A 15223-nucleotide genomic window follows, 5' to 3' on the forward strand; every position below is an offset into this window, starting at 1 on the left:
CGAAATGAGCGGCATAACCTGAATCTGAGGCAGCACCTGGCACGGCTGGGACGGAAGTCGCTGTCGCTCACAAAATCGGTGGAGCTGCATGACAAAGTCATCGGGCATTATCTGAACATAAAACACTATCAATAATTTTGAGTCATTACCCAGTTAGCAATAACCCCCGCTTGCGGGGGCCATACCCACCAGGAGCAAACGCAGAAAGCCCGAGATACTTCTGCTGTACCGGGGGCTGGCGACATTTCAGGCAACACTCATAGTTGACATCCTCCCCGCCCTAAAGGGCGGGGAGGATGTCAATAATAGCAGACCACATCATGATGTCATTCTGACCGACAGATGCCAGAAGCAGAGGATCCATCCCATTTTATACCTACCTTATAACACTTAGAAAAACAACATGTTAAAAATGTTTATTGGAAACAATTTTATTTCCAATTGTAATGATAACCATTCTCATATTAATATGGCTACGTGATAATTAACTTTTGATGCACTCCGCATGTCTGACCGTGCCACTTCCACAGCTTCCTTAACGTTCGAGTCGCTTTATGGCACCCATCACGGCTGGTTGAAAAGTTGGCTGACGCGCAAACTCCAGTCTGCCTTTGATGCAGATGACATTGCCCAGGACACTTTTTTGCGGGTAATGAGCAGCGAAACGCTCTCGACGATCCGCGATCCTCGCTCTTTCCTGTGCACTATCGCCAAACGCGTGATGGTGGACCTGTTTCGCCGAAACGCGCTGGAAAAAGCGTATCTGGAGATGCTGGCGCTTATGCCGGAGGGGGTAGCGCCTTCACCTGAGGAACGCGAAAGCCAGCTCGAGACCCTACAACTCGTCGACAGCATGCTGGACGGGCTAAACGGAAAAACACGTGAAGCGTTTCTGCTTTCGCAACTGGATGGCCTGACATACAGCGAGATTGCGCACAAACTCGGTGTTTCCGTCAGCTCCGTGAAAAAATACGTGGCGAAAGCCGTCGAGCACTGCCTGCTGTTTCGTCTGGAGCATGGGTTATGAATCCTTCGTTAACCGATTCCCGCCGTCAGGCGCTGCGTTCAGCTTCCCACTGGTATGCCGTGCTAAGCGGCGAGCGCGTCAGCCCACAACAGGAAGCGCGCTGGCAACAGTGGTATGAACAGGATCAGGATAACCAGTGGGCCTGGCAGCAGGTTGAAAACCTGCGCAACCAGCTTGGCGGTGTGCCTGGCGACGTTGCCAGCCGGGCGCTGCACGATACCCGCCTCACCCGCCGTCACGTGATGAAAGGATTACTGCTGTTGCTCGGCGCTGGCGGAGGCTGGCAACTCTGGCAGTCGGAAACCGGCGAAGGTCTGCGGGCAGATTACCGCACCGCCAAAGGCGCAGTCAGCCGTCAGCAACTGGAAGATGACTCCCTGCTCACGCTGAATACCCAAAGCGCGGCGGATGTGCGTTTTGATGCGCATCAGCGCACCGTCCGGCTCTGGTACGGTGAAATCGCCATTACTACCGCGAAAGATGCGCAGCAACGCCCCTTCCGCGTCCTGACTCGTCAGGGCCAACTCACCGCTTTAGGGACAGAATTTACCGTCCGCCAGCAGGATAATTTCACGCAGCTTGACGTGCAGCAGCACGCCGTGGAAGTGCTTCTCGCCAGTGCCCCCGCGCAAAAACGCATCGTGAACGCTGGTGAAAGCCTGCAGTTCAGCGCCTCTGAGTTTGGCGCAGTGAAACCGCTGGATGACGAGAGTACAAGCTGGACGAAGGGCATCCTGAGCTTCAGCGATAAACCGCTGGGTGAGGTGATAGCCACGCTAAGCCGTTACCGCAACGGCGTGCTGCGCTGCGATCCCGCCGTTGCCGGGCTGCGCCTGAGCGGGACGTTCCCGCTGAAAAATACCGATGCGATCCTGAACGTTATCGCTCAAACGCTTCCCGTTAAAATTCAGTCTATTACGCGGTACTGGATAAACATTTCACCGCTGTAAGAAAAATAATTCTCATTTCGATTGTCCTTTTTACCCTTCTCGTTCGACTCATAGCTGAACACAACAAAAATGATGATGGAGAAGGTATGACGCCGTTACGCGTTTTTCGTAAAACAACACCTTTGGTTAACGCCATTCGCCTGAGCCTGCTGCCGCTGGCCGGTCTCTCGTTTTCCGCTTTTGCTGCACAGGTTGATATCGCACCGGGATCGCTCGACAAAGCGCTCAATCAGTATGCCGCACACAGCGGAATTACCCTCTCGGTTGACGCCAGCCTGACGCGCGGCAAGCAGAGCAACGGCCTGCACGGAGATTACGACGTCGAGAGCGGCCTGCAACAACTGCTGGACGGCAGCGGACTGCAGGTAAAACCGCTGAGAAATAACAGCTGGACGCTGGAGACCGCGCCCGCGCCAAAAGAAGATGCCCTGACCGTGGTCGGCGACTGGCTGGGCGATGCGCGTGAAAACGACGTATTTGAACATGCTGGCGCGCGTGACGTGATCCGCCGTGAGGATTTCGCCAAAACCGGCGCAACCACCATGCGTGAGGTGCTTAACCGCATCCCTGGCGTCAGCGCGCCGGAAAACAACGGCACCGGCAGCCACGACCTGGCGATGAACTTTGGCATCCGGGGCCTGAACCCACGCCTCGCCAGCCGCTCGACCGTCCTGATGGACGGCATCCCCGTCCCCTTTGCCCCTTACGGTCAGCCGCAGCTTTCACTGGCTCCCGTTTCGCTCGGCAACATGGATGCCATTGACGTGGTGCGCGGTGGTGGTGCGGTGCGTTACGGACCGCAGAGCGTGGGCGGCGTGGTGAACTTTGTTACCCGCGCCATTCCGCAGGACTTTGGTATCGAGGCGGGGGTGGAAGGTCAGCTCAGCCCAACCTCTTCACAAAACAACCCGAAAGAGACGCACAACCTGATGGTGGGCGGCACAGCGGACAACGGTTTTGGCACCGCGCTGCTCTACTCCGGCACGCGCGGCAGTGACTGGCGCGAGCACAGCGCCACCCGCATCGACGACCTGATGCTGAAAAGCAAATATGCGCCGAATGAGGTGCACACCTTCAACAGCCTGCTGCAATATTACGATGGTGAAGCCGACATGCCCGGCGGCCTGTCCCGCGCGGATTACGACGCCGATCGCTGGCAATCCACCCGCCCGTATGACCGCTTCTGGGGCCGTCGCAAGCTGGCGAGCCTGGGCTACCAGTTCCAGCCGGACAGCCAGCATAAATTCAACATTCAGGGGTTCTACACCCAAACCCTGCGCAGCGGCTACCTGGAGCAAGGCAAACGCATCACCCTCTCGCCGCGTATCTACTGGGTGCGCGGTATTGAGCCACGCTACAGCCAGAGCTTTATGATCGGCCCTTCCGCGCACGAAGTGGGCGTGGGCTATCGCTATGTGAATGAATCAACGCATGAAATGCGTTACTACACCGCCACCAGCAGCGGGCAGTTGCCGTCCGGCTCAAGCCCTTACGACCGCGACACGCGTTCCGGCACCGAGGCGCACGCCTGGTATCTGGATGACAAAATCGACATCGGCAACTGGACCATCACGCCGGGTATGCGTTTCGAACATATCGAGTCATACCAGAACAACGCCATCAAAGGCACGCACGAAGAGGTGAGCTATAACGCACCGCTTCCGGCGTTGAACGTGCTCTATCACCTGACTGATAGCTGGAATCTTTATGCAAACACTGAAGGCTCGTTCGGCACCGTACAGTACAGCCAGATTGGCAAGGCTGTGCAAAGCGGCAATGTGGAACCGGAAAAAGCGCGAACCTGGGAACTCGGTACCCGCTACGATGACGGCGCGCTGACGGCGGAAATGGGGCTGTTCCTGATTAACTTTAACAATCAGTACGACTCCAACCAGACCAACGACACCGTCACTGCACGTGGCAAAACGCGCCATACCGGGCTGGAAACGCAGGCACGTTACGACCTGGGTACGCTAACGCCAACGCTTGATAACGTTTCCGTCTACGCCAGCTATGCGTATGTGAACGCGGAAATCCGCGAGAAAGGCGACACCTATGGCAATCAGGTGCCATTCTCCCCGAAACATAAAGGCACGCTGGGCGTGGACTACAAGCCGGGCAACTGGACGTTCAATCTGAACAGCGATTTCCAGTCCAGCCAGTTTGCGGATAACGCCAATACGGTGAAAGAGAGCGCCGACGGCAGTACCGGCCGCATTCCCGGCTTCATGCTCTGGGGCGCACGCGTGGCGTATGACTTTGGCCCGCAGATGGCAGATCTGAACCTGGCGTTCGGTGTGAAAAACATCTTCGACCAGGACTACTTCATCCGCTCTTATGACGACAACAACAAAGGCATCTACGCAGGCCAGCCGCGCACGCTGTATATGCAGGGGTCGTTGAAGTTCTGATGTGTTAACGCCCGGCTTGCCGGGCTTTTAGCTGGAATGTGACTATGTTGGCATTTATCCGTTTTCTTTTTGCAGGCCTGCTGCTGGTGATCGGCCACGCCTTTGCCGCCACGGTTCAGGACGAACACGGCACGTTTACACTCGATAAAACGCCACAACGGATTGTGGTGCTGGAACTCTCGTTCGCCGATGCGCTGGCCGCCGTGGACGTCAGCCCGATCGGTATTGCCGACGATAACGATGCAAAACGCATCCTGCCCGAAGTGCGTGCGCACCTGAAACCGTGGCAGTCCGTCGGAACGCGCGCGCAGCCGAGCCTGGAAGCCATTGCTGCCCTGAAACCAGACCTGATCATTGCCGACAGCAGTCGCCATGCGGGGATTTACACTGCCTTGCAGCAAATCGCGCCGGTACTGCTGCTTAAGTCCCGCAACGAAACCTACGCTGAAAATTTGCACTCAGCGGCTATCATCGGCGAAGTGGTAGGTAAAAAACGAGAGATGCAGGCGCGTCTGGAACAACATAAAGAGAAGATGGCGCAGTGGTCCAGCCAGCTTCCCACAGGGACACGCGTGGCCTTTGGCACATCACGCGAACAGCTATTCAACCTGCATACCCAGGAGACCTGGACCGGCAGCGTGCTGGCTTCTCTGGGGCTGAACGTTCCCGCTGCGATGGCGGGCGCGTCCATGCCGTCCATCGGCCTGGAGCAACTGCTGGCGGTCAATCCTGCCTGGCTGCTGGTTGCCCACTATCGCGAAGAGAGCATTGTTAAACGCTGGCAACAAGATCCGCTCTGGCAGATATTAACCGCCGCGCAGAAGCAGCAGGTTGCTTCAGTCGACAGTAACGCCTGGGCGCGGATGCGCGGTATTTTTGCCGCAGAGCGTATTGCCGCTGACACGGTAAAAATCTTCCACCATCAGCCGCTTACCGATGTGAAATGACCGCGCTAAAACACCCGGTGCTGCTGTGGGGGCTTCCCGTTGCAGTACTTATTATTATTTTCTGGCTGAGTCTGTTTTGCTACTCGGCCATTCCTGTTTCCGGAGCAGACGCAATCCGCGCCCTGCTGCCTGGACACACGCCAACGCTACCAGAAGCGCTGGTGCAAAACCTTCGTTTGCCGCGAAGCCTGGTCGCCGTTCTGATCGGCGCAAGCCTGGCGCTCGCGGGCACGCTGCTGCAAACCCTGACCCACAACCCAATGGCCTCTCCTTCACTGCTCGGCATTAACAGCGGCGCGGCGCTGGCTATGGCGCTTACCAGCGCGCTGAGTCCGACGCCGGTTGCAGGCTATTCCCTGTCGTTCATCGCGGCATGCGGGGGCGGCGTGAGCTGGCTGCTGGTCATGACCGCAGGAGGCGGGTTTCGTCATACCCAGGACAGAAACAAACTGATCCTCGCGGGTATCGCGCTGTCGGCCTTTTGTATGGCCCTGACCCGCATCACCCTGCTGCTGGCCGAAGATCATGCTTACGGCATCTTTTACTGGCTGGCAGGCGGAGTGTCCCACGCCCACTGGCAGGATGTCTGGCAGCTCTTGCCGGTGGTGGTCACTGCAGTCCCTGTCGTGTTGCTGCTGGCGAATCAACTGAACCTGCTCAACGTCAGCGACAGTACCGCCCATACGCTGGGAGTGAACCTGCCGAGACTACGTTTGATCATCAATATGTTAGTGCTGCTTCTGGTTGGCGCGTGCGTCAGTGTGGCAGGTCCGGTGGCGTTTATCGGCCTGCTGGTGCCACATCTGGCGCGCTTCTGGGCAGGCTTCGATCAGCGCAACGTACTGCCGGTGAGCATGCTGCTGGGGGCCACGCTGATGCTGATGGCAGATGTACTCGCACGCGCGCTGGCCTTCCCCGGCGATCTGCCCGCAGGCGCAGTGCTGGCGCTGATTGGCAGTCCTTGCTTTGTCTGGCTGGTGAGGAGGCGAGGATGAAAATTGCGCTGGTCATTTTCATCACCCTTGCCCTGGCAGGTTGTGCGCTGTTATCACTCCATATGGGGGTGATCCCCGTGCCGTGGCGCGCGCTGCTGACCGACTGGCAGGACGGACGCGAGCATTATTATGTATTGATGGAGTACCGACTGCCGCGCTTGCTGCTGGCACTGTTTGTCGGTGCAGCCCTCGCCGTGGCGGGCGTGCTGGTACAGGGGATTGTGCGTAACCCGCTAGCATCACCGGATATTCTCGGCATTAACCATGCCGCCAGCCTTGCCTCTGTGGGAGCACTGCTTCTTATGCCATCACTATCCGTGATGGTGCTGCCGCTGCTGGCCTTTGCGGGCGGTATGGCGGGGTTGATCTTGCTGAAGATGCTGGCAAAGACCCACCAGCCGATGAAGCTGGCGCTCACCGGCGTGGCGCTTTCCGCCTGCTGGGCGAGCCTGACGGATTACCTGATGCTCCTGCACCCGCAGGATGTAAACAGTGCCCTGCTGTGGCTGACGGGTAGCTTATGGGGGCGCGACTGGCACTTTGTGAAGATTGCCGTGCCGTTGCTCATTCTGTTTTTGCCGCTGAGCCTGCGCTTTTGTCGCGATCTCGACCTGCTGGCGCTGGGCGATGCACGAGCAGCCACGCTCGGCGTGTCGGTTCAGCGCACCCGGTTCCAGGGGCTGATGCTGGCTGTCGCGATGACAGCAACCGGCGTGGCCGTCTGTGGCCCGATAAGTTTTATTGGTCTCGTCGTGCCGCACATGGTGCGCAGGATCGCCGGCGGGCGTCACCGCTGGCTGATGCCCGTTTCGGCCCTGACGGGCGCGTTGTTGCTGGTCATTGCCGATCTGCTGGCACGAATCATTCATCCGCCGCTGGAGCTTCCGGCAGGCGTGCTGACCGCCATTATCGGCGCACCGTGGTTTGTCTGGCTGCTTGTGAGAATGCGATAAATGAGATTACGTACTGAAAATCTGACCGTCAGCTATGGCGCACAAACCGTGCTGGATGGACTTTCTCTCGCCCTGCCTGCCGGAAAAATCACGGCCCTGCTCGGCCCTAACGGTTGCGGGAAATCGACGCTGTTGAACTGTTTTTCTCGCCTGTTAACACCAGACTCTGGCGAGATATTGCTTGATGAAAAACCCATAGCCGGTTTTTCCGCCCGCCAGCTGGCTCGCCGCCTGGCTTTACTGCCGCAACACCATTTATCCCCCGAGGGGATCACTGTACGGGAACTGGTTTCCTACGGCCGCAGCCCGTGGCTGTCGTTGTGGGGGCGACTCTCCGCGGAAGACAACGAGCGGGTCAACGTGGCAATGAGTCAGACCCGGACGCGCAATCTGGCTGACCGCAGGTTAACCCAGCTTTCCGGCGGCCAGCGCCAGCGTGCGTTTCTGGCGATGGTGCTGGCACAGGATACCCCACTCATTCTTCTTGATGAGCCTACGACCTACCTCGATATCAATCATCAGGTTGAACTGATGCGCCTGATGGTTGAACTCAAAAGGCAGGGGAAAACCGTAGTGACGGTACTCCACGATCTGAATCAGGCCAGCCGCTATTGCGATCATCTGGTGGTACTGGCAAGCGGTCGCGTGATGGCGCAAGGTGCTCCGGAAGCAGTGATGAAACCAGAGCTTCTAAAGACGGTGTTCAGCGTAGAAGCGGAAATCCATCCCGAACCGGTATCTGGCAGACCCATGTGTGTGGTGAAGTAGTCTGGCGAAGTCATAAGGATCATCACAGGACAGATAAAGGAAGTGATAACCACCTGCCAACAGGCACCAAAATCTGGCTGGTTGCCGGTATCACCGACATGCGCAACGGCTTCAATGGTCTCGCCGCAAAGGTGCAGACGATGCTGAAAGATGACCCGATATCCGGCCATGTCTTCATCTTCCGGGGCCGCAGCGGCAGTAAGGTCAAACTGCTGTGGTCCACCGGCGACGGGCTGTGCCTGCTGACCAAACGGCTGGAACGCGGCCGCTTCGCCTGGCCCTCTGCCCGCGATGGCAAAGTGTTCCTGACCCCGGCGCAGCTGGCAATGCTTCTGGAAGGCATCGACTGGCGGCAGCCTAAAAGACTGCTTACGTCCCTGACCATGTTGTAGGCCTCTTTATCCTGGTTGTCGTTGAATAAGCCTGGTAAAATGCGGGCTTATGAACAACACCTCCCCCTGACGACATCCTTCTGCTGAAACAGCGCCTGTCCGAACAGGAAGCGCTGAACCGCGCCCTGCTGGAAAAGCAGGCCGACCGGGAGCGCGAAATAGACCATCTGCAGGCGCAGCTGGATAAGATTCGCCGGATGAACTTCGGCAGTCGTTCTGAATAAATCTCCCGCCGCATCGCGCAGATAGAAGCCGACCTGAACCGGCTTCAGACAGAAAGCGATACGCTGACGGGTCGGGTTGCCGATACGGGCCGGGCCCCGTATCGTTTTAACCCTGAATATTCATCGCAGATATTGTTTCGGGTTTTCCGGTATACCAGCCCTGAACTAGGTAACCGGGGCCAAGAGAACGGACGAATTCAAACTGTCCTGGCGTTTCCACCCCTTCAAACACCAGTGGTTTGCCAGTACCACGTAACCCTTTCACCACAGAAACAAGTAGCGCTCGCTTCACCGGGTCATCAATATTGGCAATAAAAATACGGTCTATTTTTATCTCATCGAAATCCAGTACCGTCAGCCATTCAATATGGGGGCCGCTTGGCAAACGGAAAATATCCTACGTTAAGCCTGTTTCTTTAGCTGGCATTACAAAAAGCGAGCGTCTGCATGGTACAGACAGACACCCGAATACGATAAAAATGAGACGAAAAAAACGGTAATGCTGTCAACCTGTTGATGACTATTTTAATCTGTAGTCATTCAATCCTTGTAACATCAGGATGATCCTGGTGTCAGTGAAAATACGAAATCAACACGTTGGTATCATTACCCACCTGTGAACTGACGTCGGCATTTTGAATCTCACTTCGGCGTGCCCCCTCCGAATGGCGCAAAACATTTCGTGGTATGGCATGATAGCACCCGAAGAGAGTCAATTCAGGGTGGTAAATGTGAAACCAGTAACGCTATACGATGTCGCAGAGTATGCCGGTGTCTCTTATCAGACCGTTTCCCGCGTGGTGAACCAGGCCAGCCACGTCTCTGCGAAAACGCGGGAAAAGGTGGAAGCGGCGATGGCGCAGCTGAACTACATTCCCAACCGCGTGGCACAACAACTGGCGGGGAAACAGTCGTTGCTGATTGGCGTTGCTACCTCCAGTCTGGCCCTGCACGCGCCGTCGCAAATTGTCGCGGCGATTAAATCTCGCGCCGATCAACTGGGTGCCAGCGTGGTGGTGTCGATGGTAGAACGAAGCGGCGTCGAAGCCTGTAAAGCGGCGGTGCACAATCTTCTCGCGCAACGCGTCAGTGGGCTGATCATTAACTATCCGCTGGATGACCAGGATGCCATTGCTGTGGAAGCTGCCTGCGCTAATGTTCCGGCGTTATTTCTTGATGTCTCTGACCAGACTCCCATCAACAGTATTATTTTCTCCCATGAAGACGGTACGCGACTGGGCGTGGAGCATCTGGTCGCATTGGGTCACCAGCAAATCGCGCTGTTAGCGGGCCCATTAAGTTCTGTCTCGGCGCGTCTGCGTCTGGCGGGCTGGCATAAATATCTCACTCGCAATCAAATTCATCCGATAGCGGAACGGGAAGGCGACTGGAGTGCCATGTCCGGTTTTCAACAAACCATGCAAATGCTAAATGAGGGCATCGTTCCCACTGCGATGCTGGTTGCCAACGATCAGATGGCGCTGGGCGCAATGCGCGCCATTACCGAGTCCGGGTTGCGCGTTGGTGCGGATATCTCGGTAGTGGGATACGACGATACCGAAGACAGCTCGTGTTATATCCCGCCGTTAACCACCATCAAACAGGATTTTCGCCTGCTGGGGCAAACCAGCGTGGACCGCTTGCTGAAACTCTCTCAGGGCCAGGCGGTGAAGAGCAATCAGCTGTTGCCCGTCTCACTGGTGAAAAGAAAAACCACCCTGGCGCCCAATACGCAAACCACCTCTCCCCGCACGTTGGCAGATTCCTTAATGCAGCTGGCACGACAAGTTTCCCGACTTGAAAGCGGGCAGTGAGCGCAACGCAATTAATGTGAGTCAGCTCACTCATTAGGCACCCCAGGCTTTACACTCTATGTGTCCGGCTCGTATGTTATGCGAAAATGTGAGCGGATAACAATTCACGCAGGATACAACTATGACAATGATTACGGATTCACTGGCCGTCGTATTACAACGTCGTGACTGGGAAAACCCTGGCGTTACCCAACTTAATCGCCTTGCGGCACATCCCCCTTTCGCCAGCTGGCGTAATAGCGAAGAGGCTCGCACCGATCGCCCTTCCCAAGAGTCGCGCAGCCTGAATGGTGAATGGCGCTTTGCCTGGTTTCCGGCACCAGAAGCGGTACCAGAAAGCTGGCTGGAGCGCGATCTTCCTGACGCCGATACTGTCATCGTCCCCTCAAACTGGCAGATGCACGGTTACGATGCGCCTATCTACACCAACGTGACCTATCCCATTGCGGTCAATCCGCCGTATGTTCCCACGGAGAATCCGACGGGTTGTTACTCGCTCACATTTAATGTTGATGAAAGCTGGCTACAGGAAGGCCAGACGCGAATTATTTTTGATGGTGTTAACTCGGCGTTTCATTTGTGGTGCAACGGGCGCTGGGTCGGTTACGGACAGGACAGTCGTTTGCCGTCTGAATTTGACCTGAGCGCATTTTTACACGCCGGAGAAAACCGCCTCGCGGTGATGGTGCTGCGCTGGAGTGACGGCAGTTATCTGGAAGATCAGGATATGTGGCGGATGAGCGGCATTTTCCGTGACGTCTCGTTGCTGCATAAACCGAGCACGCAAATCAGCGATTTCCATGTAGCCACTCACTTTAATGATGATTTCAGCCGCGCTGTACTGGAGGCAGACGTTCAGATGTACGGCGAGCTGCGCGATGAGCTGCGGGTGACGGTTTCTTTGTGGCAGGGTGAAACGCAGGTCGCCAGCGGCACCGCGCCTTTCGGCGGTGAAATTATCGATGAGCGTGGTGGTTATGCCGATCACGTCACCCTACGTCTGAACGTCGAAAACCCGAAACTGTGGAGCGCCGAAATCCCGAATCTCTATCGTGCGGTGGTTGAACTGCACACCGCCGACGGCACGCTGATTGAAGCAGAAGCCTGCGATGTCGGTTTCCGCGAGGTGCGGATTGAAAATGGTCTGCTGCTGCTGAACGGCAAGCCGTTGCTGATTCGCGGCGTTAACCGTCACGAGCATCATCCTCTGCATGGTCAGGTCATGGATGAGCAGACGATGGTGCAGGATATCCTGCTGATGAAGCAGAACAACTTTAACGCCGTGCGCTGTTCGCATTATCCGAACCATCCGCTGTGGTACACGCTGTGCGACCACTACGGCCTGTATGTGGTGGATGAAGCCAACATTGAAACCCACGGCATGGTGCCAATGAATCGTCTGACCGATGATCCGCGCTGGCTACCCGCGATGAGCGAACGCGTAACGCGAATGGTGCAGCGCGATCGTAATCACCCGAGTGTGATCATCTGGTCGCTGGGGAATGAATCAGGCCACGGCGCTAATCACGACGCACTCTATCGCTGGATCAAATCTGTCGATCCTTCCCGCCCGGTACAGTATGAAGGCGGCGGAGCCGACACCTTCGCAACCGATATTATTTGCCCGATGTACGCGCGCGTGGATGAAGACCAGCCCTTCCCGGCTGTGCCGAAATGGTCCATCAAAAAATGGCTTTCGTTGCCTGGAGAGACGCGCCCGCTGATCCTTTGCGAATACGCCCACGCGATGGGTAACAGTCTTGGCGGCTTCGCTAAATACTGGCAGGCGTTTCGTCAGTACCCCCGTTTACAGGGCGGCTTCGTCTGGGACTGGGTGGATCAGTCGCTGATTAAATATGATGAAAATGGCAATCCGTGGTCGGCTTACGGCGGTGATTTTGGCGATACGCCGAATGATCGCCAGTTCTGCATGAACGGTCTGGTCTTTGCAGACCGCACGCCGCATCCGGCGCTGACGGAAGCAAAACACCAGCAGCAGTTTTTCCAGTTCAGTTTATCCGGGCGAACCATCGAAGTGACCAGCGAATACCTGTTCCGTCATAGCGATAACGAGCTCCTGCACTGGATGGTGGCGCTGGATGGCAAGCCGCTGGCAAGCGGTGAAGTGCCTCTGGATGTCGCTCCACAAGGTAAACAGTTGATTGAACTGCCTGAACTACCGCAGCCGGAGAGCGCCGGACAACTCTGGCTAACGGTTCACGTAGTGCAACCGAACGCGACCACATGGTCAGCAGCCGGACACATCAGCGCCTGGCAGCAGTGGCGTCTGGCGGAAAACCTCAGCGTGACACTCCCCTCCGCGCCCCACGCCATCCCGCAACTGACCACCAGCGAAACGGATTTTTGCATCGAGCTGGATAATAAGCGTTGGCAATTTAACCGCCAGTCAGGCTTTCTTTCACAGATGTGGATTGGCGATAAAAAACAACTGCTGACGCCGCTGCGCGATCAGTTCACCCGCGCACCGCTGGATAACGACATTGGCGTAAGTGAAGCGACCCGCATTGACCCTAACGCCTGGGTCGAACGCTGGAAGGCGGCGGGCCATTACCAGGCCGAAGCAGCGTTGTTGCAGTGCACGGCAGATACGCTTGCCGACGCGGTGCTGATTACCACGGTCCACGCGTGGCAGCATCAGGGGAAAACCTTATTTATCAGCCGGAAAACCTACCGGATTGATGGAAGTGGTCAAATGGCGATTACCGTTGATGTTGAAGTGGCGAGCAATACGCCACATCCGGCGCGGATTGGCCTGACCTGCCAGCTGGCGCAGGTAGCAGAGCGGGTAAACTGGCTCGGATTAGGGCCGCAAGAAAACTATCCCGACCGCCTTACTGCGGCCTGTTTTGACCGCTGGGATCTGCCATTGTCAGACATGTATACCCCGTACGTCTTCCCGAGCGAAAACGGTCTGCGCTGCGGGACGCGCGAATTGAATTATGGCCCACACCAGTGGCGCGGCGACTTCCAGTTCAACATCAGCCGCTACAGTCAACAGCAACTGATGGAAACCAGCCATCGCCATCTGCTGCACGCGGAAGAAGGCACATGGCTGAATATCGACGGTTTCCATATGGGGATTGGTGGCGACGACTCCTGGAGCCCGTCAGTGTCGGCGGAATTCCACCTTAGCGCCGGTAGCTACCATTACCAGTTGCTCTGGTGTCAAAAATAATAATAACCGGGCAGGCCATGTCTGCCCGTATTTCGCGTAAGGAAATCCATTATGTACTATTTAAAAAACACAAACTTTTGGATGTTCGGTTTATTCTTTTTCTTTTACTTTTTTATCATGGGAGCCTACTTCCCGTTTTTCCCGATTTGGCTACATGACATCAACCATATCAGCAAAAGTGATACGGGTATTATTTTTGCCGCTATTTCTCTGTTCTCGCTATTATTCCAACCGCTGTTTGGTCTGCTTTCTGACAAACTCGGGCTGCGCAAATACCTGCTGTGGATTATTACCGGCATGTTAGTGATGTTTGCGCCGTTCTTTATTTTTATCTTCGGGCCACTGTTACAATACAACATTTTAGTAGGATCGATTGTTGGTGGTATTTATCTAGGCTTTTGTTTTAACGCCGGTGCGCCAGCAGTAGAGGCATTTATCGAGAAAGTCAGCCGTCGCAGTAATTTCGAATATGGTCGCGCGCGGATGTTTGGCTGTGTTGGCTGGGCGCTGTGTGCCTCGATTGTCGGCATCATGTTCACCATCAATAATCAGTTTGTTTTCTGGCTGGGTTCTGGCTGTGCATTCATCCTCGCCGTTTTACTCTTTTTCGCCAAAACGGATGCGCCCTCTTCTGCCACGGTTGCCAATGCGGTAGGTGCCAACCATTCGGCATTTAGCCTTAAGCTGGCGCTGGAACTGTTCAGACAGCCAAAACTGTGGTTTTTGTCACTGTATGTTATTGGCGTTTCCTGCACCTACGATGTTTTTGACCAACAGTTTGCTAATTTCTTTACTTCGTTCTTTGCTACCGGTGAACAGGGTACGCGGGTATTTGGCTACGTAACGACAATGGGCGAATTACTTAACGCCTCGATTATGTTTTTTGCGCCACTGATCATTAATCGCATCGGTGGGAAAAACGCCCTGCTGCTGGCTGGCACTATTATGTCAGTACGTATTATTGGCTCATCGTTCGCTACCTCAGCACTGGAAGTGGTTATTCTGAAAACGCTGCATATGTTTGAAGTACCGTTCCTGCTGGTGGGCTGCTTTAAATATATTACCAGCCAGTTTGAAGTGCGTTTTTCAGCGACGATTTATCTGGTCTGTTTCTGCTTCTTTAAGCAACTGGCGATGATTTTTATGTCTATTCTGGCGGGCAATATGTATGAAAGCATCGGTTTCCAGGGCGCTTACCTGGTGCTGGGTCTGGTGGCGCTGGGCTTCACCTTAATTTCCGTGTTCACGCTTAGCGGCCCCGGCCCACTTTCTCTGCTGCGTCGCCAGGTGAATGAAGTCGCTTAAGAAATTAATGTCGGATACGGCGCGAGCGCCTTATCCGACCAACTTATCAGGACGGAATGTTAAAAATGAACATGTCGATGACAGAAAAAATAAAAGCAGGCAAGCTATTTACCGATATGTGCGAAGGCTTACCTGAAAAAAGACTTCGTGGGAAAACATTAATGTATGAGTTCAATCACTCGCATCCATCAGAAGTTGAAAAAAGGGTAATGACTCCAACTTATTGATAGTGTTTTATGTT

Annotated in this window: 13 protein-coding genes and 2 pseudogenes; 14 read left to right on the plus strand and 1 reads right to left on the minus strand. The window is 55.5% G+C overall.

The features are described 5' to 3' along the window. From IM317_RS17505 to IM317_RS17550, 10 genes and pseudogenes are all read left to right on the plus strand, one after another. On the plus strand, positions 1–135 hold a 135-nt coding region (locus IM317_RS17505; RefSeq protein WP_227010943.1), incomplete at its 5' end, for an IS1 family transposase. Positions 136–505: 370 nt separating this feature from the next. Then, positions 506–1027, plus strand: coding sequence for an RNA polymerase sigma factor FecI (fecI, locus tag IM317_RS17510; protein WP_016151347.1), 522 nt, complete (start codon positions 506–508; stop codon positions 1025–1027). Next, on the plus strand, positions 1024–1977 hold the full coding sequence (gene fecR, locus IM317_RS17515) for a ferric citrate uptake sigma factor regulator FecR (protein ID WP_023304425.1): 954 nt from the start codon (positions 1024–1026) through the stop codon (positions 1975–1977). The genes fecI and fecR overlap by 4 nt, the downstream gene beginning before the upstream one ends. An 86-nt stretch (positions 1978–2063) precedes the next feature. Further along, positions 2064–4388 (plus strand): TonB-dependent Fe(3+) dicitrate receptor FecA, encoded by a 2325-nt coding sequence (fecA, locus tag IM317_RS17520; RefSeq protein ID WP_022652364.1) that lies wholly within the window; start codon positions 2064–2066, stop codon positions 4386–4388. A gap of 44 nt (positions 4389–4432) precedes the next feature. Next, a complete protein-coding gene (gene fecB / locus IM317_RS17525) occupies positions 4433–5335 on the plus strand; it encodes a Fe(3+) dicitrate ABC transporter substrate-binding protein FecB (RefSeq protein ID WP_007898890.1) in 903 nt (300 codons plus the stop codon). Then, positions 5332–6330: an iron-dicitrate ABC transporter permease FecC gene (gene fecC / locus IM317_RS17530; protein WP_004118243.1), complete on the plus strand. Its 999-nt coding sequence runs from the start codon at positions 5332–5334 to the stop codon at positions 6328–6330. The genes fecB and fecC overlap by 4 nt, the downstream gene beginning before the upstream one ends. After that, the gene (gene fecD, locus IM317_RS17535; protein ID WP_004118246.1) at positions 6327–7283 is read left to right on the plus strand and encodes a Fe(3+) dicitrate ABC transporter permease subunit FecD; all 957 of its coding nucleotides are present in this window, start codon (positions 6327–6329) and stop codon (positions 7281–7283) included. The genes fecC and fecD overlap by 4 nt, the downstream gene beginning before the upstream one ends. After that, positions 7284–8051 (plus strand): Fe(3+) dicitrate ABC transporter ATP-binding protein FecE, encoded by a 768-nt coding sequence (gene fecE / locus IM317_RS17540; protein ID WP_004152282.1) that lies wholly within the window; start codon positions 7284–7286, stop codon positions 8049–8051. It abuts the gene before it with no gap. Positions 8052–8104: 53 nt separating this feature from the next. Continuing rightward, positions 8105–8443 carry an IS66 family insertion sequence element accessory protein TnpB gene (gene tnpB, locus IM317_RS17545; protein ID WP_028018554.1) on the plus strand — a complete coding sequence of 113 codons (339 nt, stop codon included), beginning with the start codon at positions 8105–8107 and terminating at the stop codon, positions 8441–8443. A 49-nt stretch (positions 8444–8492) separates the two neighbouring features. Next, positions 8493–8751 (plus strand): annotated as a pseudogene (locus IM317_RS17550) (IS66 family transposase); the annotation flags it as partial. 22 nt (positions 8752–8773) lie between these two features. Here IM317_RS17550 and IM317_RS17555 read toward each other — a convergent pair. Then, positions 8774–9052 carry an EAL domain-containing protein gene (locus IM317_RS17555; protein WP_007898884.1) on the minus strand — a complete coding sequence of 93 codons (279 nt, stop codon included), beginning with the start codon at positions 9050–9052 and terminating at the stop codon, positions 8774–8776. Positions 9053–9398: 346 nt separating this feature from the next. On the opposite strand from IM317_RS17555, the gene lacI reads away from it, so the two are divergent. The 4 genes and pseudogenes from lacI to IM317_RS17575 form a co-directional block, all read left to right on the plus strand. Continuing rightward, a complete protein-coding gene (gene lacI, locus IM317_RS17560) occupies positions 9399–10481 on the plus strand; it encodes a DNA-binding transcriptional repressor LacI (RefSeq protein WP_007851507.1) in 1083 nt (360 codons plus the stop codon). A gap of 121 nt (positions 10482–10602) precedes the next feature. Beyond that, positions 10603–13677, plus strand: a complete 3075-nt coding sequence (gene lacZ, locus IM317_RS17565; protein WP_007894989.1) for a beta-galactosidase — start codon at positions 10603–10605, stop codon at positions 13675–13677. A 51-nt stretch (positions 13678–13728) separates the two neighbouring features. Further along, positions 13729–14982: a lactose permease gene (gene lacY, locus IM317_RS17570; RefSeq protein ID WP_003846917.1), complete on the plus strand. Its 1254-nt coding sequence runs from the start codon at positions 13729–13731 to the stop codon at positions 14980–14982. Positions 14983–15047: 65 nt separating this feature from the next. Beyond that, positions 15048–15188, plus strand: a pseudogene (locus IM317_RS17575) (maltose acetyltransferase domain-containing protein); the annotation flags it as partial. Between the last annotated feature and the right edge of the window lie 35 nt (positions 15189–15223).

It is taken from the genome of Enterobacter cloacae complex sp. S3, assembly GCF_014930495.1.
GTDB lineage: Bacteria > Pseudomonadota > Gammaproteobacteria > Enterobacterales > Enterobacteriaceae > Enterobacter > Enterobacter asburiae_B.